This is a genomic window from Planctellipticum variicoloris (assembly GCF_030622045.1).
GTDB classification, from domain to species: domain Bacteria; phylum Planctomycetota; class Planctomycetia; order Planctomycetales; family Planctomycetaceae; genus Planctellipticum; species Planctellipticum variicoloris.
The window spans coordinates 2,874,292-2,897,578 of sequence record NZ_CP130886.1 but is presented as its reverse complement, the minus strand read 5'-3'; the positions used below and the strand labels follow the sequence as shown (position 1 = coordinate 2,897,578).

Annotated in this window: 21 protein-coding genes; 17 read left to right on the top strand and 4 right to left on the bottom strand. The window is 63.5% G+C overall.

The annotated features are described in order from the left end of the window. The first annotated feature begins 85 nt into the window (after positions 1-85). Both mgtA and SH412_RS11270 read left to right on the top strand, forming a co-directional pair. Positions 86-2,623 carry a magnesium-translocating P-type ATPase gene (mgtA, locus tag SH412_RS11275; protein ID WP_336523615.1) on the top strand — a complete coding sequence of 846 codons (2,538 nt, stop codon included), beginning with the start codon at positions 86-88 and terminating at the stop codon, positions 2,621-2,623. A 125-nt stretch (positions 2,624-2,748) separates the two neighbouring features. Beyond that, complete coding sequence (locus SH412_RS11270; protein WP_336523614.1) at positions 2,749-3,759, top strand: FRG domain-containing protein; 1,011 nt, start codon at positions 2,749-2,751, stop codon at positions 3,757-3,759. A gap of 9 nt (positions 3,760-3,768) precedes the next feature. Here the strand turns inward: SH412_RS11270 and SH412_RS11265 are convergent, their stop codons facing one another. Continuing rightward, the gene (locus tag SH412_RS11265) at positions 3,769-4,620 is read right to left on the bottom strand and encodes a spherulation-specific family 4 protein (RefSeq protein WP_336523613.1); all 852 of its coding nucleotides are present in this window, start codon (positions 4,618-4,620) and stop codon (positions 3,769-3,771) included. A 17-nt stretch (positions 4,621-4,637) separates the two neighbouring features. Beyond that, the gene (locus tag SH412_RS11260) at positions 4,638-5,573 is read right to left on the bottom strand and encodes a M14 family zinc carboxypeptidase (protein WP_336523612.1); all 936 of its coding nucleotides are present in this window, start codon (positions 5,571-5,573) and stop codon (positions 4,638-4,640) included. Positions 5,574-5,862: 289 nt separating this feature from the next. Between SH412_RS11260 and SH412_RS11255 the strand changes: the two genes are divergently transcribed. Together SH412_RS11255 and xerD are read left to right on the top strand one after the other, a co-directional pair. After that, the gene (locus SH412_RS11255) at positions 5,863-6,537 is read left to right on the top strand and encodes an ABC transporter ATP-binding protein (protein ID WP_336523611.1); all 675 of its coding nucleotides are present in this window, start codon (positions 5,863-5,865) and stop codon (positions 6,535-6,537) included. 127 nt (positions 6,538-6,664) lie between these two features. Continuing rightward, entirely contained in the window at positions 6,665-7,612 is a 948-nt protein-coding gene (gene xerD, locus SH412_RS11250; RefSeq protein ID WP_336523610.1) for a site-specific tyrosine recombinase XerD, read from the top strand. A gap of 192 nt (positions 7,613-7,804) precedes the next feature. Here the strand turns inward: xerD and SH412_RS11245 are convergent, their stop codons facing one another. Then, complete coding sequence (locus SH412_RS11245; protein ID WP_336523609.1) at positions 7,805-8,848, bottom strand: DUF1559 domain-containing protein; 1,044 nt, start codon at positions 8,846-8,848, stop codon at positions 7,805-7,807. A gap of 377 nt (positions 8,849-9,225) precedes the next feature. Next, a complete protein-coding gene (locus SH412_RS11240) occupies positions 9,226-10,626 on the bottom strand; it encodes a DUF1501 domain-containing protein (RefSeq protein ID WP_336523608.1) in 1,401 nt (466 codons plus the stop codon). A gap of 327 nt (positions 10,627-10,953) precedes the next feature. Here SH412_RS11240 and SH412_RS11235 point away from each other — a divergent pair, with 327 nt between their 5' ends. From SH412_RS11235 to SH412_RS11175, 13 genes are all read left to right on the top strand, one after another. Continuing rightward, positions 10,954-11,217, top strand: coding sequence for a hypothetical protein (locus tag SH412_RS11235; protein ID WP_336523607.1), 264 nt, complete (start codon positions 10,954-10,956; stop codon positions 11,215-11,217). A 62-nt stretch (positions 11,218-11,279) separates the two neighbouring features. After that, complete coding sequence (locus tag SH412_RS11230; protein ID WP_336523606.1) at positions 11,280-13,169, top strand: SulP family inorganic anion transporter; 1,890 nt, start codon at positions 11,280-11,282, stop codon at positions 13,167-13,169. Between the two features lie 137 nt (positions 13,170-13,306). Then, positions 13,307-14,623, top strand: a complete 1,317-nt coding sequence (locus SH412_RS11225) for a PHP domain-containing protein (protein WP_336523605.1) — start codon at positions 13,307-13,309, stop codon at positions 14,621-14,623. A gap of 271 nt (positions 14,624-14,894) precedes the next feature. Further along, entirely contained in the window at positions 14,895-15,302 is a 408-nt protein-coding gene (locus SH412_RS11220; protein ID WP_336518887.1) for an IS5 family transposase, read from the top strand. Continuing rightward, a complete protein-coding gene (locus SH412_RS11215; RefSeq protein WP_336524152.1) occupies positions 15,197-15,694 on the top strand; it encodes an IS5 family transposase in 498 nt (165 codons plus the stop codon). The genes SH412_RS11220 and SH412_RS11215 overlap by 106 nt, the downstream gene beginning before the upstream one ends. A gap of 207 nt (positions 15,695-15,901) precedes the next feature. After that, entirely contained in the window at positions 15,902-16,081 is a 180-nt protein-coding gene (locus SH412_RS11210; RefSeq protein ID WP_336523604.1) for a hypothetical protein, read from the top strand. A gap of 613 nt (positions 16,082-16,694) precedes the next feature. Continuing rightward, on the top strand, positions 16,695-17,705 hold the full coding sequence (locus tag SH412_RS11205) for a DUF1559 domain-containing protein (protein ID WP_336523603.1): 1,011 nt from the start codon (positions 16,695-16,697) through the stop codon (positions 17,703-17,705). A 150-nt stretch (positions 17,706-17,855) separates the two neighbouring features. Continuing rightward, positions 17,856-18,263 carry a hypothetical protein gene (locus SH412_RS11200; protein ID WP_336523602.1) on the top strand — a complete coding sequence of 136 codons (408 nt, stop codon included), beginning with the start codon at positions 17,856-17,858 and terminating at the stop codon, positions 18,261-18,263. A 33-nt stretch (positions 18,264-18,296) separates the two neighbouring features. Then, complete coding sequence (locus tag SH412_RS11195) at positions 18,297-19,112, top strand: endonuclease/exonuclease/phosphatase family protein (RefSeq protein WP_336523601.1); 816 nt, start codon at positions 18,297-18,299, stop codon at positions 19,110-19,112. Positions 19,113-19,269: 157 nt separating this feature from the next. Continuing rightward, a complete protein-coding gene (locus SH412_RS11190) occupies positions 19,270-20,706 on the top strand; it encodes a hypothetical protein (RefSeq protein ID WP_336523600.1) in 1,437 nt (478 codons plus the stop codon). A 75-nt stretch (positions 20,707-20,781) separates the two neighbouring features. After that, entirely contained in the window at positions 20,782-21,081 is a 300-nt protein-coding gene (locus SH412_RS11185) for a hypothetical protein (protein WP_336523599.1), read from the top strand. 4 nt (positions 21,082-21,085) lie between these two features. After that, on the top strand, positions 21,086-21,637 hold the full coding sequence (locus SH412_RS11180; protein WP_336523598.1) for a hypothetical protein: 552 nt from the start codon (positions 21,086-21,088) through the stop codon (positions 21,635-21,637). Positions 21,638-22,053: 416 nt separating this feature from the next. Further along, entirely contained in the window at positions 22,054-23,187 is a 1,134-nt protein-coding gene (locus SH412_RS11175; protein ID WP_336523597.1) for a substrate-binding domain-containing protein, read from the top strand. Positions 23,188-23,287 lie beyond the last annotated feature (100 nt).

The following is a 23,287-nucleotide window of genomic DNA, read 5'->3' as shown; positions in this document are numbered from 1 at the left end:
TCCTCATCATGACAGACGGGGATGCGGTATAAGCGTACGTCGGATCGTCCGCTGCATTGTCGGTCTTCCCCGCGAAAGTTGCACCGTGGATTCCCCGCAGAAGCTCGCCGCATCGACAAATCCCCCCTGGTCCGCTCCGCTTTCGGAGATCCTGGCCAGCGTCAGCACGACGGTCGCGGGATTGTCGACCGATCAGGCGATCCAGCGTCGCGGTCCCGCCGTCCGCCGCGAATCGTCGACCTGGCGAACGCTCCGACTGCTCGGCGCGCAGTTCGCCAGTCCCATCGTCCTGATCCTGCTCTTCTCCGCCACGCTCTCGATCTTTCTGCGAGACGCCTCCGACGCGATCATCATTCTGGGGATCATGCTCGCCAGCGGCGGACTCGGTTTCTGGCAGGAGTACAGCGCCGCCAGCGCCGTCGACCGTTTGTTGTCGCTCGTGACGGCGCGCGCCCGCGTCTTCCGCGACGGCCACCTCGTCGAAATCCCGACTGCCGAAGTCGTCCCAGGCGACATCCTCGAACTGTCGGCTGGTTCGACGCTGCCGGGCGACTGTCGCCTGATCGAGGCGCAGGACCTGTTCGTCAATGAGTCCGCTCTGACCGGCGAAACCTTCCCCGGCGAGAAGCACCCCGCCGACCTCCCTCCGTCGACATCCCTAAACGCCCGCACGAACATGGTCTTCCAGGGAACCAGCGTCATCAGCGGCAGCGCCCGCGTGGTCGTCGTCGCCACAGGAGCCTCGACGGAATTCGGTCGCATCGCGGGCCGCCTGCGACTGCGCACACCCGAAACCGAATTCGAACGGGGAGTCCGGCGATTCGGCTATTTCCTGATGGAGGTCACGCTGGTCCTGCTGCTCGGGATTTTCGCCATTCATCTCGTCCTGCGGCATCCGGCCCTCGAAGCCTTCATGTTTGCGCTGGCACTGGCGGTCGGTCTGACGCCGCAGCTCCTGCCGGCGATCATCAGCGTCAACCTGGCTCACGGCGCGCGTCGGCTGGCCCGGCAGGACGTCATCGTCCGCCGGCTGTCGTCGATCGAAAACTTCGGCAGCATGGACATCCTCTGCTCAGACAAGACCGGGACGCTGACCGCCGGCACCGTCGAAGTCCAATCGGTCACCGATTTCGCCGGCGTCGCCAGTCCACGGGCACTCCGGCTGGCCCGCCTCAACGCCACCCTCGAAACCGGCTTCAGCAATCCGATCGACGTCGCGCTGCGGCAAGTCCCCGGCGACGACCTGTCCGCGGTGCGGAAGCTCGACGAAATCCCCTACGACTTCCTCCGCAAACGCCTCAGCCTCCTCGTCCGGGACGGCGACCAGCGCGTGCTCATCACAAAAGGCGCGCTGAAGAACGTCCTGGAAGTCTGCACCGCGGCGGAATCGGTTTCGGGCGAACGTATGCCACTGGCGCAGGTTCGTTCTTCCATCGAATGTCGATTCCAGGAACTGAGCGCACAGGGTCTACGCACGCTCGGCGTTGCCTGTCGAGTGGTCCTTCAGGATCGCGTGACCCGCGCTGATGAAGCCGAGATGACTTTCGTGGGCTTCATCGCCCTGCACGATCCTCCCAAACCCGGCATCGCCGACACCCTCCGCCGACTGCAGGACATGGGGGTCCGCCTGAAAATGATCACGGGCGACAATCATCTCGTCGCAGCGAATGTGGCCGGTCAAGTGGGACTGAATACCGCCAACCTGCTTCGCGGCGAAGACCTCCGGCACTTCAGCGATGACGCCCTGCGCCGCCGGGTCGAAGACACGGATGTGTTCGCCGAGGTCGAACCGAACCAGAAGGAACGGATCATCCTTGCGCTCAAACGGGCCGGGCATGTCGTGGGCTACATCGGCGACGGGATCAACGACGCCACCGCGCTGCACGCCGCCGATGTGGGGATTTCCGTCGATCAGGCGGTCGACGTCGCCAAGGAGGCCGCCGACATCGTCCTGATGAAGCCAGATCTCAACGTCCTGTGCGACGGCATTCAGGAAGGCCGGGTGACGTTCGCGAATACGATGAAATACGTCTTCATGGCGACGAGCGCAAACTTCGGCAACATGTTCAGCATGGCCGGCACATCGCTCTTTCTCCCCTTCCTGCCGCTATTACCGAAGCAGATTCTGCTGATGAATCTGCTGACCGACATCCCCGAGATGACCATCGCCCAGGACGCCGTCGATTCGGAGCAACTCCAGCATCCCCGCCGCTGGAACATTGGCGAAATTCAGCGGTTCATGCTGGTCTTCGGCCCGCTCAGCTCGGTCTTCGATTTTCTGACGTTTGGAGTTCTGCTGCTGGTCCTGCACGCCGATCAGGCCACGCTCCGCACCGGCTGGTTTGTCGAATCCGTCGTCTCGGCGGCGCTGGTCGTGCTGGTGATCCGCAGCCGCCGTCCGTTCTGGCGGACCCGCCCCGGCCGCGGACTCCTGATCGGGACAGTGCTGGTCGCCTTGGCCACGATCGCATTACCGTACCTGCCGTTCGCCGACGACCTCGGGTTCGCCCCGCTTCCCGCGCTGACGCTGGCCGCCATGCTGGCGATCGTTGCTATGTACGCGGCGTCCGCGGAGCTTGTGAAGCACTGGTTCTACGCGTCGCTCAGCCGGCGCGGGCAGTGAGTGGAATTGTCATCGCCGATCTATTGCCGTTTCTGCGAAACAGTCGACAGTCACGCAATTGTCGATGATACTTTGTCAGAACGCGGTTTCCGAATCGGCTAATCTCATTTGCAAGGGATTCCACCTTGGCTAAGTTGTCGTACGATCAAGTTGTCCACACGATTTTGATTGCTTCGGCAGCAGAGTTTCTCGCTTACCTGCGAAGGTCAAATGGCCATTGGTGGGAGAATCGAGAGTGCCCTTGGATTTTTCGCGGACAATGGGACGCTGAATGGAAGCTGGAGCCTTCGGCATTCCGGCGAATTGGAGGAAGTCCATTTCGGAAGCTTTGGGAGACGTTTCGAACGACGATAAAGCCGGGTTCCGCGGACTGGGAATTCGACGTGCGCGCCCAGTGGATGGCCGAATCTGAAGCTCTCGCACAGTTCGCAGAACTGGCTCGCGCGGCGCGATTGCCGATTAGTTCGTCGCCACTCCGTCCGTGGGTGGTTCCAGCCGGAAGAGGTAATCCTGGGCGCAATCATTTCTTTGCGAGAGAGGACAATACGTTTGACCATATGTGCCCTGACCTGCCGATTGGCCCGCTTGCGCAGCATCACGGCGTTCCTACACGCTTGATCGACTTCACGAAGGATCCCGTTCTTGCTGCCTACTTTGCCACTTTAGCGCCGACTTCCGCCGATGATGAATTGCCTGAATCGCTAGCGGTGTGGGCGTTCAATTCAACGAGTTGGGTCTTCCGGCAATTTCTCAGTGAGGTGGTATTCATTGATTCCGTCGATGGCGGATTTGATGTCGACGACTACATGCTGAATCAAGAGGGGTGTTTCGTCTTACTGAAGCAAGCCGCACGATTTCGCTCGTCGATCGGCGAATGGCCCACATTGGAACGTGTACTCGAGTTGTTCGTCGACCGGATCAATGCCGGTGAAGACTCAGATGCTCAACGCTGGCCAATTGTCGCGGCCCGCGAGCCTTGCCCGTTTCCGTTACTGCGGAAAGTCGAGCTTCCCCATTCGGAAACGCGAAAGCTCGCTGAACTGTTGGAGCGCGAGGGGATTAGTCTTGCGCACTTGATGCCGACATTCGACAATGTGGCACGAACGCTTCAGGCTCGCTGGTCGATGATGGAATAGGGCACCGCATCATTTCGCCGTTCCGTCCAGCTCCCGGCACACTGCCTCCAGATGGCTCGACAACCGATCCCACGGATTCAGCTTCTCAGGATTCTGCGGATCGAACGGGCGGTCCGTCACATAGACCCACCGGACATACTTCCGCGCCATCGCCAGGCCGGCGACATCGAGCTTCGGCAACGAATGCAGCAGGACCGCCCGCGTGAACGGGGGATAGTCGGCATAGCCGCCGAAGTAATCCCCCTTGAGCCGGGCTTCCTCAGGCCAGGCGTTTCCTTCGTGGACCACGATCACGTCCGCAGCGTCTTCGGCAAAGAACCGTTCGGGGGTCTCGGCGCCGGGATTGGCGACCGTCGGCCACAGTCCCCGCTGCCGGGCATACTGGTTCAGCCGCACCTGCCGGGCCCCGGCGGCCTCCGTATCCTCGTAGAGCATTTCATCGAAGAAAATGCCTTGAATCCGCGGGTAGAGCTTCAGCCATTCGTCGATATCCGCCTGCACGTCTGCGACGGTTTCCTTGCCATAGGCGGTGGAGACGTACCCCAGCGTGACGCACCCGGCCCCCTGCAGCCGGTCGATCGCCTTGGTATAGTTGGCGTCGACCTGGTTTCCGGGCCCGGACGCCGGATTCACGATGACCCAGAAGGGGACGGTTTCGTACCGCCGCTTCAGCTCGATCAGCCGGTTATACTCGGCGTTCGTGTGAACATTCGCCGGGTAGACGTACATCGGCACGAGCACGCCGGTCTTTTCCTGAGCCCGCAGATGAAACGCCTGGGCTTTCGCCCGGTGCTCGGCCGCATCCTGACCGTCCGCGACGCTCAACAGGCAGCCGGCCAGGATGACGACTCGAATCAGCATGCGACTTATCGGACGCCTCACTTTCCCGTCTCGGCCCACCCCGCACCGCCAACAACCGCCAGCAGCGCCTCTCGATTCTCCCCCCACGCCTGCTCCTCGCCGAGATCGGCCGGCAGCTCCAACGTGATCGTCGGCAACTGCCGGTCCACTCCCGCCCACGAACCAAAACTCCCCGGCGTGGGATACCCGATCGACTTCAGCACGGCGTAGCCGTTCTTCTCCGCCAGCGCCGCGGCGAGCGACTCCCCGGGGCCGTCGTAGTTGTTCCCATGCCGGCCGCGGGCGATGCAGTGCAGCGAGATGATTGCCTGCGGCCCGAACAACTCGATCGCCTTGATCAGCGCCAGCGTCTCCGGTTCGCTCGACGCCTCGTCCCCGCCGAAGTACCGCCCCTTCTTCCCGACGGCGAAGTTGCGGGCCGGGAAGTTGCGATTCAGGTCGATCTCCCGCGAGTTCTGCCGCGTCCGCTTCACCAGCCCGTCGGGATTTGCGACCGGAATCACGGCGACCGAGCACCCTTCCGGGACTCGCGGCTCCGTCTCCAGCTCCTCGATCAGTCGCCGGGCCACCCCCGCGGTGTTCGACTCATCGCCATGAATGGCGGCAAAGATCAGCAATCGCTGCTCCCCGGTCCCGAAAACATACATCACGATCGGTGCGCCCCGCACCGAATAGCCCAGCGCCAGCACCCGTTGTTCGACGGTGGGAACTGGAATAACCGCTGGAATTGGCTGCGACAGGACAACGGGAGAGTTCGCCGGCCGGTTCCACAAGGGGCCGTCGACGCGGTTGCCGGGGGCCGGTCGCCCCTGCCGGCGGGTGTAATCCCAGGGATCGCGGGGATCGTAGTTGTGCGGCCGGATCAGCACCGACCAGCCAGGCCGTTCCGCGGTCTCCAGACTTGCCGGCGGTCCCGCCAGCAACGCCACACACAGCCATCCCGCCGCATTCATCCGTGAAGCTCCAGCCGTCATGAATACCGCCCGATCCTCACGAACCCGGCCAATCGAAGATCGCAATCGTCGTCCCGCGGCGACGTCGTCTCATCCTCATCTCCACGAAGGAGCGTTTGCAAGCGAGAAACGCCAGTCCGCTCTGCCGATTCGAGGGCCTCATCGTCGGAAATCCGCGAACGAGACCTGCCGAAGGACTTCAAAACTTTCCCACGCGGTCGGCTGACAGCCAGGCAATGCCGGCTACAATCACTCGGAATCCCGCGCAACCGCACTCCAAGGCCCCCGCATGATCCATGTCGAACGCGTTTCCAAGGTCCATCGCCGTGGTGAACTGGAAGTCTGCGCCCTCCGCGAGATCTCCTGCCACATTCCGGCAGGGGCCTTCACGTTCATTCTCGGCCCCTCGGGCAGCGGCAAGAGCACGCTCCTGTATCTGATCGGGGCGCTCGACCAGCCCTCGTCCGGCGAGATTCGCGTCGGCGGCATCTCCCTGCAGAACATGACGAGAGCCGATCGGGATGCCTATCGTCGCAAAGACGTCGGGTTCGTCTTTCAGAACTTCAACCTGCTCGCCAACCTGACCGCCGTCGAGAACGTGCTGATTCCGTTCCTGCCGTCCGGCGTCTCCGCCGGTCAGAAACGGGCCGCAGCGGATCTTCTGGATCGTCTCGGACTGGGGGCCCGCCTCGACCACCGCCCCGCCCAGCTCTCGGGGGGCGAGCAGCAGCGGGTGGCCATCGCCCGCGCCCTGCTGAAACGGCCCAAACTCGTCCTCGCCGACGAACCGACCGGCGAGCTCGACAGCGTCAACAGCCTGGCCATTCTCCAGGATCTGCGAGACCTCTGCCAGGAACATGGTTCGACCGTCGTCATCGTCACGCACGAGCAGGAGTACGTTCAGGGAAACGATCTCGTGGTCCGCATCCGCGACGGCCGGGTCGCCGAACCCGTCCCCGCATAGTGCTTTGCCATTTCCAGTGGCACAGACATTCCTGTCTGCGTGGATTTGTCTCAAGTTTCGCAGTCTGCCGATCCGAGGCTAATCGGAACGGCTGCGAACAGAGCTCGCGGCTTCGGCAGGAGTTCCTATGCCACCCCGCAAACGTCCCCCCGGCCCCGCGGCAGTTGCCGTCAGTCGGCCGGTCGACACCTCTGTCCACCTGCCCGGCTTCACACACTACCTGCAGGCCGAGTGCGGTCTCTCTGACAACACGGTCCTCGCCTACGGGACCGACCTCCGTCAATTCAGCGAGTGGTTCGTTGAGCACGGCCCCCCGGTCCTGCAGCAGACCTCGATCGGCACGCTCACGAGCTGGCTGGAATCTCTTCGGGACAAGGGGCTCGCTGCGACCTCAATGGCCCGCAAGCTCGTCGCCGTCAAAATGTTCTTCCGCTATCTGATGCTCGAAGGGGTGATCCAGGAGAGCGTCGCCGACCTCGTCAACTCCCCCAAGCTCTGGCAGCATCTCCCCAAAGTTCTCAGCCCGGATATGGTCAACCGCCTCATCGCTGCTCCGGGACGCGACGACCGCTGGCACCTCCGCGACCGCGCCCTGCTCTGTCTGCTCTACGCCACCGGCTGCCGGGCTTCGGAAATCTGCGGCCTCACCATCGGCGACATCCACCTCGACGAGGGCTACTGCCGCTGTCTCGGCAAGGGGAACAAGGAGCGGATCGTCTCGCTGAATCCCGTCGCCGTCGTCGCCATCCAGGCCTACCTCGAGCACGAACGCCCGAAGCTCGCCGTCGCCGTCAACGATGGTTCACTGCTCCTTTCCAGTCGCGGCCGGACCCTCTCGCGCATTGAAGTCTGGAAGCTGGTCAAGCGTTACGCCGGGCGGATCGGCGCCAGCCGCGAGGTCAGCCCGCACACGCTCCGCCACAGCTTCGCAACGCACATGCTCGCCGGGGGCGCGGAGATTCGCGCCCTCCAGGAGTTGCTCGGCCACGCCAGCATCCGCACCACGCAGATCTACACCCACGTCGAACACAGCCGCCTCAAAACCATCCACGAAAACTGCCACCCCCGCGGCTAGCCGGCCGCCGGGGCCGGCCCCGGTGCCGACTCAGAGTTGGGTTGGACGTAGATGCCGCATTCGGCGGCGATGGGCGCCGGGTGGGATTGTGGCCTTGGAGTTCTTTGGGGGACTTGGCTCGGAATCGGCAGACATGGTGAACGGGCGGGAGGAAAAGGCCGCCGTCCCCGCCGCGGTTGACCTGAATCGCGATTAGAAATCTCCCACCGGCTCTCCGCCGGCGTGAGTATTCAAGGCGCCCCACACGCCGCCGCCCCGGCTGTTCGGCGGCGACAGAGTGGACTCCACTACGTACTGCATGTTCGACGTCAGGAATTTCACGGAACCATCCCCCATCAGGAAATGCCCGCCCCCCGTATGCAGGCTGTTGGGTCCCTGCCACTCGCCGTTGAGGCAGCCCGAGTAGTGATACGTCGGCCGGAAGACCCTCGGATTGGTCGGGGCAAATGACTGGCTCCACCAGTTGCCGCTTGCGGGCGTCCCATCGGGTTCCGGATACCCCCAGCTCTGCGGCGCACCGGAGGTCACCGTTCCCACCAGAGAAGCCCGCATCACAGTGGCCGCGATACCGTCTGTGATCCGATGACCGCCCCCCATGCGTTGAAAACCACCCGTGAACCCCATCGACGTCGCCTCGCCGGCGAAGATCGTGTTCGACGTACCGTCGACAACGTCCCCGATCCTGCAGTAGTAATCGACGCCGAACGGGCCGCCGAGCGGCGCATAGCGACGATCCAGCCAGTCGTATCCTTCGTTGACCACATAGTCGGTCCAGGCGAACCCGTTGCTGGCTGCGGGGGATCCCGAACCCGGATCCGACGGGCACAGAAACTCCGCCAGCAACTGAGACTGCAATTGCTGCCCGGAGACCGCTCCCTGCTGCAGGATCTGTCCGTAGGCCGGCAATGAAAAACTGATCTGGTTGTAAAGCGGCCCCTGATCGACATACGGCAGAATCGCCGCAATCCAGGTGTGATTCCGCGGACGCCACGACGGTGAGGCCGCCGCGCCCGCGTTGTACGCGTACATCACCGCAGTCGGAAACGAATTGAATGTTTCGTTGTAATTATGCAGCGCCAGGCCGATCTGTTTCAGATGGTTCCGACATTGCGTCCGCCGGGCGGCCTCGCGGGCCTGCTGGACGGCCGGGAGCAGCAGGGCAATCAGGATCGCGATGATGGCGATCACGACCAGCAGTTCGATCAACGTAAACCCAGGGCGTCTGGGGCGATGCATATCGTCGTTCCAGGGGGGGCCGAGCCGTTTGTTATTTGCCTCTCCTCTCTTCAATACACCGTACTTCTGAGACCGCCGTCCTGATTTGATGACGATTCCGAGAGGCTTGCAGGATCGTTATCGGTTCACGGTCCAACTCCCGTTGCCGCCACTGAAGAGTGCGCAAGCCTGGGCGATTCGGAGCTGACGACACGCCGATTCGAGAATCGCGTTTTCCTTCCTGACGCGTCGGGCGCTCGAACGTGGCGGCCATAGACCGATTCCGGCCTGGCCTGACAGGAACGGCCATCCCGACGTCTTGAGTCGAACGTGTCCATCGCGGCTGGCGCCGCAGAGTTGCGGACGCAACTGTCGGCAGTTCCCGGGCTCGGCCGCAGTTACGCCAGCACCGGCTCGATCACGCTTCCCCGGCTGATCGGCATCGGGCGACCCTCGACGTCGTGCACGATCGTCTCCGGCGCAAAACCCAGGCAATGAAACACGGTCGCCAGGTAATCGCTGGGACGGACGACTCCGTCCAGCGGCTCGGCGGCATGCCAATCGGAGGTTCCATGGACCACGCCGCCCCGGATGCCGCCGCCGGCGAGGGCGATCGAGAAGACCCGGCCCCAGTGATCCCGGCCTTTGCGGGCGTTGAACTTCGGCGTATGCCCGAATTCGGTCACCAGGCAGACCAGCGTCTCGCTCAGCAGCCCCCGCTCTTCGAGATCGAGGATCAGCGCGCTATAGACTTCGTCGAGGGTCGGCAGCAGCCAGCCCTTCACGCTTTCACTGTGCCTCTCGTGCGTGTCCCAGCCGCCGCCATTGGGTCGTTTCTTGTCCGCACTGACCGATTGCACCTGCACCAGCGAGACGCCCGCTTCAATCAGCCGCCGGGCCAGGAGCACGCTCTGGCCGTATGTGGTCCGGGTGTAGCGGTCGCGCGTGGCGTCCGATTCCCGGCCAAGGTCGAACGCCTCGCGCGCTCCGCCGCCCGCAATCAGGTCGATCGCCTGCTGCTGATAGTTGCTGTAACTGGAGATTTCCGCCTGTTGTTGCAGCCGGTCGAGCGGGCTGCGGAGCTGGTCCAGTAGTGGCAGTCGCCGGTCGAGTCGCGCCGGGACCATTCCTTCGAGCAGTTCCCCGCCGGGGACTGTGAAGCCCGCTTCGGCGGGGTCGCATTCCAGGAACCACGGATCGAGTTTCCGCCCGAGGATCCCGCCTTCGGTCCCGGGCCACGGATCCTGGCCGTTGTTGTTCGCCAGTCGTCTCGGCAGCGAGATCGAGGCCGGCAGCCCCGCCACCGGCGGCCGCAACGCCTGCACCAGCGCGTTCAGCGATGGCCAGTCGTTGGGCTTGCCGGGACCGGCATTCTCGCGGTTGAGCGGCACGTGCGGCATGCCGGTCAGCATCTGGTAACCGCTGGTGGAATGGGCGTTATCGCCTGTGACCATCGTGCGGATGATCGCCATCCGGTCGGTGAGCTGTGACATCTTCGGCAGCAGTTCGCCGAGGAACAGCCCCGGCGTCTGGGTCGCGATCGCGCCGAAATCCCCGCGGATTTCGCGCGGCGCCTCCGGTTTGGGATCGAATGTTTCGTGCTGCGGCATTCCTCCGGATATGAACAGCACGATGACCGACTTCGCCGCCCCGCGTCGATCGTCAGCCCCGGCGGAAGCCCGCCGCTGGAGCAGTGCCGGCGAACTCAGTCCGCCCAGCCCCAGACTCCCGGCGCGGAGCCACTCCCTGCGGGAAACCCCGTCACACAGTCGTCGTCCATCCGCCGTCAGAGTCAACATGACTGCTCCCGGAGATTGAGCCCAGCAAAACATCAAAGATCGCTGATTCGATCGGAATCCGCAACTCGAATTCTCCAGGGGCCCACAATCACTCGCGGACTCCGAACGATCCGTCAACATCGCGTACACTCAGCACCTGAAGATATTGCGACAAAGCAAGATGACAGGAATGTTATCTGCGGCGAGAACGCATACAATCTGTACTTCCGTAGGCGTTGTTTTCTGAGCGAGCCGTAAGTTTCGGAGCGTTTTCCCGGCCCTGCACCGCCGTTTCGCTCGTGTTCTTCCGACGTCAATTGCCCCCTGTTCCCGGTCGGAGTCGCCGATATGCCGTTTCGCCCCAGTGAGCATTCCTCGCCTCGGGATCGGCTGGCCTTCGAAGTCCGGCTCTGTTTCGCCGCGGCCGGAGGATGCCTCCTGGTGGGCGGGATCGGCTGGCTTGCGAACTGGCTTGCCGAAATCGACACTCACCTGCCGGCGCTTGTTGCAGTCGGCGGATTCTACGGCCTGATGGGGCTGGCCCGCTGGTGGAAACTCTCCCGCTGGACCGATACCGATCCGCCGGGTGAATCTCCCCCATCCGGACATTGAGGCTTGCCTGCCGATTGCCGACCGTGCACCGCGGCGTCCGTTTCTGACGATGGAAGGAGCGTATGTTTCCGACGAATGATCCCTCGGCGGCCGCCAGTGGCGCGGGAACCTTCCGGGCCGACCTGCTGGCCTCGGTGGTGGTCTTTCTGGTGGCGCTCCCCCTCTGCATGGGTATCGCCATCGCCTCGGGGACGCCCGTCGCCGCCGGATTGATCACGGGAATCATTGGCGGCATCGTCGTCGGCGCCCTGGCCGGCTGTCCCCTGCAGGTCAGCGGGCCGGCCGCCGGCCTGACCGTCATCGTCTTCGAGATCGTCGAACGCCTCGGCCTCGAAATCCTCGGGCTGGTGGTGATCGTGGCGGGGCTCGTCCAGCTCTCAGCCGGGATCGGCAGACTGGGCCAGTGGTTTCGCGCGGTTTCCCCGGCGGTCATCAAGGGGATGCTCGCCGGTATCGGGTTTCTGATTCTCGGCGGCCAGTTTCATGTGATGCTCGACGAAAAACCGCCCGGCGGCGGCGCCCGGAATCTGCAGGACATTCCCGCGGCCGTTTCCCGGGCCATCGGTCGAGCGAACTTCTCCGGGATGTCGACCTGGCCGGCGAAGCGCGACGCCCTGCAGGAATTACGCGGGCTGCTGCTGGAACAGCAGCAGATCTGCCTGGACGCGAACGACCAGGACGCCGATCGAACGGTCCTGACCGCGCAACAGTGGCAGCTTGCCGAACGAGTTCGAAAGTGGGCGGTAAGCGTCGAATCCATCGCTCAGCCCGAGCTGACCGCCGCCGCCCGGCAGGCGGCGGAATCCTTCGCGGCTGCTGTCGAGAGGCTCGAAACAGAGGGGGAGTCGCCGGATGAGGCCTGTGGAGCCGCAGCCGATGCACTGATCCGCGTTCAACATATCCTCAAACATCCGGAACTGGCCGGAGGTCTGGGGCTGCTGACCATCGTCGTCATTCTCCTCTGGCAGGAACTGGCCCCCCGACGGCTGAAAGTCTTTCCTCCCGCTCTGATCGCAGTGATTGTCACTTCCGTCACGGCGGGACTGCTGTTTCTTCCGGTCTTTTATGTCGACGTACCGGCGCGACTGTGGGACGACATTCACTGGCCCACCTGGAATCTCATTCGAGAAGCTCCGTGGCCACTGGTGCTGCAGTACGGGCTGCTCACGGGGATCGTCGCCAGCGCGGAGACGCTCCTCAGCGCCGCCGCCGTCGACCAGATGCAGACCGGGCCGCGGACGCGTTTCGATCAAGAGCTCATGGCCCACGGCATCGGCAACATGCTCTGCGGCCTGGTCGGCGCCCTCCCGATGACCGGCGTGATCGTCCGCAGCTCCGCCAACGTCCAGGCCGGCGCACGCACTCGCAGGTCGACCATGCTGCACGGACTCTGGCTCCTGGTCTGCGTGGCGGGGCTGGCCAGCCTGCTGCGGCAGATTCCGACCAGTTGCCTCGCCGCCATCCTCGTTTACACCGGCTACAAGCTGGTCGACATCAAGGCCGTCCGCGAGCTCCGCAACTACGGCTGGGGAGAAGTCGCCATCTATGCCACCACCATCGCCGTGATCGTCTTCGAGGACCTCCTGGCGGGCGTGATTGTCGGCGTGATCCTCTCGGCCGCAAAAATCTTTTACACCTTCTCGCGACTGCAGTGCGTTCTGCGGACGGATTCCGCGACCCGCACGGCGCGACTGGAGCTGCAGGGGGCGGCGACGTTCGTCCGGCTGCCGACCCTGGCGGCCCAGCTCGAACGCGTCCCGACCGGCTACGAGCTGCACGTCGACTTCTCCCGGCTCGACTTCATCGATCACGCCTGCCTGGACCTGCTGATGTCCTGGGGGGCGGGGCAGAAGGCCGCCGGCGGCGCTCTGATCCTCGACTGGGAATCACTGCACGGCCGATTTCGACGCGACACGCCTGAGGCAAAGCCGTCGCAGGTCGATGGGCCATAGTGTCGCTCGCTTGTGCCGCTGGCGAGCCTCGCCGGGCTGTCAGCGTTGCACAGGCCTTGTCCTGCTTGGCAACCCCCGGCCTGAGCGGCATACTCGCCCGGTCCCCCTTTCTCGCTTCTCTTGCCGCAGGCCCTGTCATGTCACGTCTGCTCCTGGTCACCATTCTTGCGCTGATTTCCGTCTCCCGCGCAACTGCCGAGGACGCCCTCGACCGCTTCGCCCCTGAACGTCTCGCCGCCATGCACGAGGCGGTCGAAGCCCTGAAGTCTCAGCGAGTCGAAATCCCCCGCACCGGCCCGCTCCGCGAGTACCGGGCCAATCTTCACGTCCACTCCCTCCTGTCGCACGACAGCCGCGGGAAGATCGAAGACATCGTCGCCGCCGCGAAATCGGTCGGGACGCAGATCCTGATGTTCACGGACCACACCGCCGCGACGTACGACAGCTTCGACGACGGGCATCAGGGGCTGCGCGATGGCGTCCTGCTGATTCCCGGGGCCGAGGCCAAGGGGCTGCTGGTCTTCCCCCGCGAGAGTTTCCGCAAGTTTGAAGCCAGCCCCGTCCAGGACTTCTCGGACGTCGTCCGCAGCCGGGGGGGCCTGACGTTCGTCTCGCACCTCGAAGAGCGGATGGACTGGCAGCTTACGGGCATCACGGGCAACGAGATCTATAACACGCACGCCGACTTCAAAGAAGAAAAGCGGCTGATCGCCGCCATGAGGAATCCCCTCTGGCTCGTCACCGCCTCCGGGCTGATCCGCAAGTATCCGCAGGAGGCTTATTCCGCCCTGCACGACTACCCCGCCGACTATCTCAAGCGCTGGGACCAGCTCTGCCAGCTCGCCCCGCACACCGGCGTCTCCGCGAACGACGCCCACCAGAACGTCGGACTCGTTATCCGCAAGATTGATGGAGACAAAGTCCGCGTCGAAGATCCCCTCGGCGAGAAACTGATCGAACTCCCCGCCGCCGCCGTCCAGCCTCTGCTCGCCACGCTCCCCCCGTCCGATGCCGGCGCCGACCCGTCAATCCTGTTCAAGCTGCAGCTCGACCCATACGCCAACGCTCTCCGCCACGTGGCCACGCATGTGCTGATGCCGGAACTGACGCAGCCCGCCCTGTGGGAGGCCCTGGAAGCCGGCCGGGCGTTCGTCGCCTTCGACTGGCTCGCGGATTCCACCGGCTTCGACGCCGCGGTGTTCGCGGGAGACGCCCGCCACGAACTGGGGAGCCGCCCGGCGTGGTCCGACGGCCTGCACCTCCAAGCCCGGGCCCCGCTGCCCGGTCACTGGAAACTGATCCGCAACGGCGAGCAAGTCGCCGAGGGAACTGGCCGGGCCTTCGAGCAGGCCATCGCCGAACCGGGCATTTACCGGCTGGAGCTGTGGCTGGATGTCGCCGGGGCGGAGCGGATCTGGGTGCTGGGGAATCCGTGGTTTGTGGGGGCGGAGTAGCGAGGGACTTCGGCCGTCTGCACCCAGGAGCGGACGACAATCGCCAGAATCCGGCGGTGGAGTTCTTCTTCGGCCCCGAGATTCCGTGATTCTGTGCGTCCGATCACTGTGCCATTGACATCACTGCGACGGGGGAATAAGCTGAAGCCTGCCAGTTGGGAGAGCTGTCCGCTGACGGCTCGCGTCTGGGCGACCAGACCCTAGGGCGTGTGGACATTCCTCTTTCGGAGATTTCCTGGAATTGCAATGATCTTGCGGCTTGAAACTGGTCATGGAGGACCTCGCAGTGCCGCCGCGACATGCTCTCACGGATGAACAATGGGATCGTATCCGGAATTTGCTTCCTGGAAAGCCGGGCGATCCCGGCCGGTCCGGGGAGGACAATCGGCTGTTCGTGGACGCCGTTTTGTACGTGGCCAAAACGGGAGTGCCCTGGCGCGATCTGCCGGAGCGTTTTGGCAACTGGAACTCCGTCTGGCGGCGGTTTGATCGCTGGTGCGAGAACGGGGTCTGGGAGGCCGTCGTCCGGGAGCTCGGCGAACTCGATCTTGAGGAACTGCAACTCGATTCGACATCGATCAAGGTCCATCTGGCCGCCGTTGGCGGCCGACGCGAAGCGGAGGAAAAAAAGAAGACGCGGACCGCCGTCGCGGCGTTGGCCGCTCTCGCGGAGGTCTGAACACCAAAATCCACGCGGCGGTGGAAAAGAACGGACATCTGGCGGCCATGCACCTGAGTCCCGGGCAGGACGGAGACGGCCCTCATGGCCGCGCGCTGCTCGAATCGTTCGAACCCGGACAAATCGAACACGTGATCGCAGATACGGCCTACGACGGAGATGAAACGCGAGACCAGATCCGGAAACTGCAGGCGAAAGCCTGCATCAAGCCCCACAAGAACCGCAAGACCAGGAAGCGCTACGACAAGCAGCGCTACAAACACCGCAACCAGGTGGAACGCTTCTTCAACCGCATCAAACAGTTTCGCCGCGTGGCCACACGTTACGAAAAGACCCTCGAAAACTTCGCCGGCTTCGTCTGGCTGGCGGCGCTCATGGTCGATGTCCTATGAATGTCCACACGCCCTAGCTGGCCTTTTCTTTGCATCTTGCGGGCCGGCAAGCATGTATCCGGTTTATCTACATCGCTCGCGCGATTGCCCCGACCTCCGACCGGGAACCGCTCGGTTCACGCATCAATCCCGGAAAGTGGGCACGGCGTCGAGTTCCTTAGCGTCGATCCTGCCATACGAGCCCGAATATCGCAGATCTGGGCGTAGATGAGTCTGGACGGGAAACCAGAATCTGTCCGCAGCGGCGAGCAAGTGACTGCGGGGACTGGCCGGGCCTTCGAGTTCGCACTTGAGGAACCGGGAGTCTACCGGCTGGAACTCTGGCTGTACGTCGCCGGGGCTGAGCGGATCTGGGTGCTGGGGAATCCGTGGTTTGTGGGGCAATGAGCCACCGAAATTCAAGCTCATGAACGTCGTCGGTCAGTCGGCGGGTCCCTCAGATCGATGTACGTCGATTCCATCGCCGACCGTAGTCTGATCGCCTCAATCGAGTGCGTTCGAAGTCGAATCGGCCCGCCGCTCAAACCCGAGGTCACCGACTTGAGTCCGGCCACTCATCTGGATCAGTTGGATGTGTCGCTCGCTGAAATGACCGACAGATTCCCGTCGGTCGCTTGCTGAGCGGTGATACGCCAGATACCCTCAAACGGCTTGTAGTGCAAACACCAATATCCGGACGTTCCGGTATCGTCGCCGGACTGGCCGTCGCGATGGCGTCTGAGGCGATTCGGGCTGTCGCAGTTCGTGAAAACCTTTTCGCAGCATCGTTTTACGTGATTCGTACGCCCACCCGGCCGTTTTGTCAGTTGCGACCGGAAAACTGCAGCAAGAAGATCTCGCTGGTGAAAACACCTGCGAACTTCATGGAAAGTTCGAATCCGCCTCGTAACCTGTCGGCGAACTGCGGAATGTGGGAATCACGCCTCGAGTTCTCGCCATTTCCCCAGGCAATTTTCGGTGGTCATTGATGTTTTCTGGTTTTACTTCTGAAGGAGCGATTGTGGTTCGGAAACGTGGCTTTACGCTGATTGAACTGCTCGTCGTCATTGCCATTATTGCGATTCTAATTGCCCTGCTTTTGCCGGCCGTGCAGCAGGCCCGCGAAGCGGCCCGGCGCACGCAGTGCAAGAACAATCTCAAGCAGATTGGCTTGGCGCTGCACAATTACGAGTCGACATTCACCGTCTTCCCGCCGGGGGACGTCTCGGTCAATTATGGTGCTGGCGAGATTCCTCAAGCGTCGACGCACGCGTATATCCTGCCGTACCTGGACGGCGGAAATAACTACAACACGTTTAACTTCAACTTCCAGGTCAACGGCAACAACAACAACGCGAACGCCCGTGTGCAGAATATTCCGTCGTACCATTGCCCGTCCGAAATCGGACCGATCACGAACAACGTCGCCGGACTCATTCTCGCCGCCAGCACGAATTACGTGCAGTGCCTCGGTTCGATCGCCACTCAGATGCCAACCTCTCCGACGCCGTACCACGGCGTGTTCTTCCGGAACTCCAGCACACGCATTGGACACATTACCGACGGCACGTCAAATACTGCCATGTTCGGCGAAATCAAAAAGGGGCCGAACAATCCCGTCAATCCCGGCGGTTCGTTTCTTGTGGTGCCCGCCGGCGATCCGCGAGATTTTCTGGTGGCGACCAACTACGGGTCGGCATTTACGTCAGCCGAACAACTCGCGGCGCCGACCGCCTGCGAAAACCGCGCCGGCAATGCCTGGGCCTATCGCGGCCTGCAGTACTATCGCGGCCTGCTGGTGGCGACGTACTACACGCATACGCTGACGCCCAATGCGCGTCTGCGAGATTGCATTACGACCCTTCCAACGTCGACGTTCAATGGTCACCTGGCGACCCGCAGCTATCACGTCGGGGGATCGCACGTGGTCATGGCCGACGGCTCCGTTCGCTTCGCCAGCGAGAACGTCGACGGCAATATCTGGCGGGCCGTGGGTTCCACACGCAACGGCGAAGTCGTCGGCGAGTTCTAAGATGCCTGGAAACTGAACATTTCCGTATGGAGGCGATGCGTCGCTGGATGTATCGCCTCCACCGAGGCGCTGCTAGCCACGCTATTGCCTTTGCCATTGTTTAACGGGGTTTCAGGGATGTCTTGTCGACGAGTGTTGATTGCGTGTGCCATGTCTTGTGCCACCCTCGGATGCAACCCGTCTCAACCGACGGGTGATCGGGAAGCCACGGTTTCCGCTGGTGGAACTCTGACTCACCAGGGCCAGCCCCTGGCCTACTATCAGGTGCTCCTCACTCCTCAGGCGCCGCAGCGCCCGGCGGCAGGGACCACCGACGAGCATGGGAAATTCACTCTCGGGACAAACGCTCCCGGCGACGGCGCTGTCGTCGGCAGTCACCGGGTCGCAGTCGTCTTTGTCGGACCGCCGGGCAGTGGCGGCGATGGAATGAACGACTTTGCGCCTCCTCCGGCGCCGAAGCTGAAACTCCCGGCGAAATACGGCAACGCCGAGAAGTCCGGCATTTCGGTCGAGATCCCTGCGGGGGGCGATCGCGAGTTGAAGATCGATCTCCCCTGACGTTTCTCCGTTACCTGCCGGAATGATTCCATCATGCCACGACTTCGCCGGTTGTCCGTCGTATTCCGCGCGAACATGCCGTTGGCTCTGACAGCCGTCCTGGTTCTGTCGGTCTGCGAATACGCCAGCACCGCCGAACCCGACTCCAGTCGGCTCCGAGTCCTCTGCTACAACATCCACCACGGCGAAGGAACCGACGGTAAGGTCGCCCTGCCGCGCCTGGCAGAAGTCATCCTCGGGGCTCGACCAGATCTGGTCGCATTGCAGGAAGTCGACAATCGGACGGATCGCACCGGCGGCGTCGACCAGACCGCAGAATTGGCCCGGCTCACGGGCCTTCACGGCCGATTCTGCAAACAGATTGACTACGAAGGGGGCGAGTACGGCCAGGCCGTCCTTTCCCGCTTCCCGCTGTCGGAGCCCACGATCCACTGGCTCCCCGGCATGCCGGAGCGCGAACGCCGGATCGCTGCCGAGGTCCAGTTCGAGGCAGCCGGACAGAAATTCTCGCTGGTCACCACGCACCTGCACCACAACCAGGAGCAGTTACGCCAGCAGCAAGCTGCGAAGCTCAACGAGATCTTCGCGGGTTCAGATCGTCCGGTCATTCTGGCGGGCGATCTGAATGCTAATCCGGACAGCGAGCCGCTCCGGATTCTGTCGCAGGAATGGCTGGTTGCAACGTCCGATCGGCCGCTTGCAACCTACCCGTCTGGCGAACCCGCGAACCAGATCGATTATATCCTCGCTCGTCCCCGCGGACGTTTCCGGGTGATCTCAGTTGAGGTTCTGCCGGAGCCCGTGGCCTCCGACCATCGCCCTGTCCTGGCTGTCATCGAACTACGTTGATTGGCCGCGACTGTTGAGAGTCAGGCGGCCTACTGCGATTACGATCGAGATTTGACGCCCACAGTTCGACTCTGCCACGATCCTTGCAGCCGAGTCCGAAGCTTCTCGTTATGCTGGCGCGACTTTCCCAATCGTGCTCGCATGACAAGATATTTGCATGCCCCTGCAACCCGCGTCCCCGCCCCTCTGGCAATCCCTCCTCTTCCCCTCGCTCGCCGGCGGCATGGCCTGGGGGATTCGCGGTCAATACGGCCACGAAACCGGGGCGATGCTCGCCGGGCTGCTCGTGGGGCTGGTGCTCGCCCTCCTCTACTGCCCCGCCGCTCCGTCCCTCTTCACCCTGCGGGCCGTCGCCTGGTGTACCGCGGCGATGGGGATCGGCGGCTCGGAAACTTACGGCCAGACGATCGGACTGACCCAGAACGCTCCCGTCATCGGGCACTGGGACGCCCTCCTCTGGGGCATGCTCGGCCTGGCGATCAAAGGGGGGCTCTGGATCGGCTTCGCCGGGGCGTTCCTCGGCATGGGGCTGAGCGGCGTCCGCTACCGCTGCTGGGAGTTGCTCCTGGTTCTGCTGGCGATGGTGGGCCTGTCGCTGCTCGGCGTCTGGCTCATCAATCAGCCGTATGACCCGGCGAACAAGGTTCTGCCCGCGGTTTATTTCTCCGCCGACTGGGTCTGGGAGCCCGATGCCGAAGCGTTAAAGCCCCGCCGCGAAGCCTGGGGGGGCATGGTCCTGGCGCTGGCGGGTCTGCTCGTCTGGACCGGCGGCGTCCGCCGCGACGGCCTCGCCTGGCGGATGGGTTTGTGGGGCCTGCTCGGCGGCGCGCTCGGTTTCCCCGGCGGCCAGTCGCTGCAGGCTTTCCACGCCTGGAACCCCGAACTCTTCCGCACCGGCGTCTGGATCTGGCTCGATCCGATCATGAACTGGTGGAACTGCATGGAGACCACCTTCGGCCTGATCATGGGGGCCACGCTGGGGCTCGGCCTCTGGCTCCATCAGCGCCGCATCGCGCCGCCGACCAAAGTTCCCGCGCCGACGCTCCTGCCGGTCTTCGAGGCCGTGCTGGTGATCGCGCACGTCACGCTGCTCGCCTGCGCCGAATTCACCGGCCTTGCCTTCCCGAGCAGACTCTACGAAATGGGCCTGGTCCTCGCCCTGATCCCCATCGTCGGCAGCGCCGGCGGCCGCTGGTGGCCGTCCTTGCTGATTCTGCCGATCACCGCCTTTCCCATCGCCGGCAAGACGGTCCGCCAGCTCGTGTACAAAGACCCGTCGGTCGCCCCACTGCCCGGCTGGCTGATCTACTTCGTGCTCCCGGTCGCGCTGACGACGCTCGCCGCCGTCTGGCTGATACGCAGGCCGAAAGACGCCCCCGCCGCGCCGGGCCTGCGGCTGTCGCTGCTTTTGACAACATGGCTCTACTTCGGCCTGAACTTCGGCTTCTTCCACCTCCCCTGGCCCTGGCAGACGTGGACGGGGCGCACGCCGAATGCGATGGTGTATGTGGGGTGCGCGGTCGGGTTGACGCTCTGCGCGCTGCTGTCGGGACGGCGGCGGAGTTCAGACTCAGGCGGCGGTCTGCCGGGATGAGGTGGCATCATGGATCAGGTTTCGAATTCAGCCCCGGTAAGTGATGTCGGACGGCGCAGATTCGAACGGATCGGATTGACGCTCGTCGTCCTGCTGTGCCTGTGCCGCTGGATTTCCGTTGAGTGGCGACTCGTAGAGCAAAGCATCCGCGCCAGCTTTGCCGTCGAGCAGTTCGGCATCTTCGAAGAGTTCGCCGAGAGGGACGGTGGTACCGGCCACATGGTGGATGACATTCGCAGCTACTACCCCTCGGGCACCAAGCAGGTCACCGGCTCGCACCTCGATCTGCTCGTCGAACGCTGCCGGCGCCTGGCGATCCGCCTGGCGAACTGCGATTGCGCGAAGTCAGCCGCTGACCAGAAGCGGAAGGAGTGACGCGGTGCCGTTACCAGGAACCAATTTCGGCTGGCACTCGATCCCGGAGTGCACTCTCACGTTGTACGGATTCGGAGGCGTTGTGCTCCGTCTCGTCACCCGAGATGTCCTCGGCACTCCCGAAACGCTGCACGACCCGTCCGCGATCCTGTTCGACATCGTGCTCGATGGGACTGAACCCATTGTCTATCGTGGCAATGGAGGGTTCTACGGCTCAATCTACGAGTTTCACCGGGATCTCACCGCACTCCGGCAAGGTGAGCGGGACGAGGTGAACTTCCATCTGGAATACCTGCGACTCCGAATTTTCAAACACGAGTACAAGGATCGCAGCGGCTACTGTGCCGAACTTATGGCAAGAAACGTCGCGCCGCCGCAGCGGCGGCGACCGAAGATGCCCGTCGACGAGCTCGCCGACCACGCAATGATGGAACGGACCCCGGCGTACGACCTGCGCTATGACTTTCCGGTCCCGCTCTCCGATCCTCCCGGAATCGAGCAGTTTCTGCGAGATGTCAGCAAACTGGTGGCGTATCTGCGCGGTCTGGCGACGTGAAACTGTCCGCGGGACGATTCAAATCGTCTGGCTTCTTTCGCCCCGGCCCGGGGCCTGTCGGATCGTTAATTGTGTCTCGCGGAATCGCGGGCTGACGCCGCGGGGCTATGACTCTGCCGCCCCTGGCGGGGCTGAGGGCTGGATCCCCGTCGCGTCCGGACCGGGGCTTCGCGACGACGCTCCAGCCGCCGGCCACCCTTGCGTTCAGAGTACGCTCCGTCACTTTCGACATTCCGCCTTCGTCATTCGACATTGTCTCCCCGCGCAACCATTCTCAATCCCGCCGCCAGTGCAGTTCATTGACCCGCCGGGCGTCTGCGGGATATCGTGCTCGGTTCCGATGGCGGGCGAGGTCCGGTCCCGGCGCGCTCGCCGCCACACGACACTTCTCAAGATGTTCCCCCGGAGATATCACCGTGAGCCGGCAACCCTGGAGCCTGATCTGTCTTGGCCTGAGCGTCGCCTGCACCACCCTGCTCGTCGGTTGCGGCGAACCTTCCATTCCGCGGGAAGCCGGGTCGTCCAGCGCCGCGAAAGCGCCGGAGGGAGCCGCCGGCGGCAAGCAGCGGTTCGTCTTTCTGACCAACGGCAACTCCCCCTACTGGGACGCCTGCCGGGCCGGCATTCAGGACGCCGAAAAGGAACTCAACCTCGCCGACGCCGGGTTCACGGCGATCATGGAAACCGGTGACGGCACCGTCGAAGGCCAGCTCAACAAGCTCAAGCAGTTCGGCGGCCAGGCCGATATCGCCGGCATCGCGGTCTCGGTCCAGCAGGCCGATAACGCCGCGATCGCCGCCCAGCTCAAGGAACTGCGCGACAAGGGAATTCCGATTCTCGCCGTCGACTCCGACGTCGAGCGGGCGACCTTCCGCAATTCCCGAGACGCCTTCATCGGGACCGATAACGTCGCCGGCGGCCAGGTCCTCGGCCTGTGCGCCAAGGCCCTCCGGCCCGAGGGCGGCGAGTTTGTCTCGTTCGTCGGCGATCTGGCCGCGCAGAACGCCAAGGACCGCATCGGCGGCTTCGCCGCAGGGGCTGGCGAAAAGTTCGTGGCCAAGGACGCCATGCCGGACGCCAATAAGCCGGACGTCGCCCGCGAGAATGTCCGCAATGCCCTGCTCAGCCACCCGCAGCTCAATACGCTGGTCGGCATCTGGTCCTACAACGCCCCGGCCATCGTCGACGTCCTCCGCGAAAAGAACCGCCGCAAGGACTTCGCCGTCGTCGTCTTCGACGCCGAGCCTTTGACGATTCAAGCGGCCGCCGACGGGGACATCGACGCGATGGTCGTCCAGAATCCGTATGCCATGGGTCTGGAAGCGATCCGCCTGCTGAAGGCGCTGAAGACGAAAGACGACGCCACGATCAAGCAGATGCTCCCCAACTTAGGCCAGCCCGAGGGAGACATCTTCGACACCGGCCTGAAAGTCGTCGTTCCGAACGCCGACTCGCCGGTCGAGAAAGACCTCTTCACCGGCAACGTCGAGTTCCTGACGCTCGACGAATTCAATGCCTGGCTGGCGAAGTACAATTTGACGCAGTCTTGAAGAAGTGGCGAGTGATTAGTGGCTAGTTGTGAGTGAAGAATACGACGAATGCTGCACGTAGGGCCGGCTATGCCGGCCGTCTTCCGTAGCCCCGTCAAGG

Bases quoted from the DNA above. Each gene is read 5' to 3' on its own strand.
- SH412_RS11265 (WP_336523613.1), bottom strand. From the start codon at position 4,620: ATGCTGATTCGAGTCGTCATCCTGGCCGGCTGCCTGTTGAGCGTCGCG.
- SH412_RS11260 (WP_336523612.1), bottom strand. From the start codon at position 5,573: ATGAATGCGGCGGGATGGCTGTGTGTGGCGTTGCTGGCGGGACCGCCG.
- SH412_RS11255 (WP_336523611.1), top strand. From the start codon at position 5,863: ATGATCCATGTCGAACGCGTTTCCAAGGTCCATCGCCGTGGTGAACTG.
- xerD (WP_336523610.1), top strand. From the start codon at position 6,665: ATGCCACCCCGCAAACGTCCCCCCGGCCCCGCGGCAGTTGCCGTCAGT.
- SH412_RS11245 (WP_336523609.1), bottom strand. From the start codon at position 8,848: ATGCATCGCCCCAGACGCCCTGGGTTTACGTTGATCGAACTGCTGGTC.
- SH412_RS11240 (WP_336523608.1), bottom strand. From the start codon at position 10,626: ATGTTGACTCTGACGGCGGATGGACGACGACTGTGTGACGGGGTTTCC.
- SH412_RS11235 (WP_336523607.1), top strand. From the start codon at position 10,954: ATGCCGTTTCGCCCCAGTGAGCATTCCTCGCCTCGGGATCGGCTGGCC.
- SH412_RS11230 (WP_336523606.1), top strand. From the start codon at position 11,280: ATGTTTCCGACGAATGATCCCTCGGCGGCCGCCAGTGGCGCGGGAACC.
- SH412_RS11225 (WP_336523605.1), top strand. From the start codon at position 13,307: ATGTCACGTCTGCTCCTGGTCACCATTCTTGCGCTGATTTCCGTCTCC.
- SH412_RS11220 (WP_336518887.1), top strand. From the start codon at position 14,895: ATGGAGGACCTCGCAGTGCCGCCGCGACATGCTCTCACGGATGAACAA.
- SH412_RS11210 (WP_336523604.1), top strand. From the start codon at position 15,902: ATGAGTCTGGACGGGAAACCAGAATCTGTCCGCAGCGGCGAGCAAGTG.
- SH412_RS11200 (WP_336523602.1), top strand. From the start codon at position 17,856: ATGTCTTGTGCCACCCTCGGATGCAACCCGTCTCAACCGACGGGTGAT.
- SH412_RS11195 (WP_336523601.1), top strand. From the start codon at position 18,297: ATGCCACGACTTCGCCGGTTGTCCGTCGTATTCCGCGCGAACATGCCG.
- SH412_RS11190 (WP_336523600.1), top strand. From the start codon at position 19,270: ATGCCCCTGCAACCCGCGTCCCCGCCCCTCTGGCAATCCCTCCTCTTC.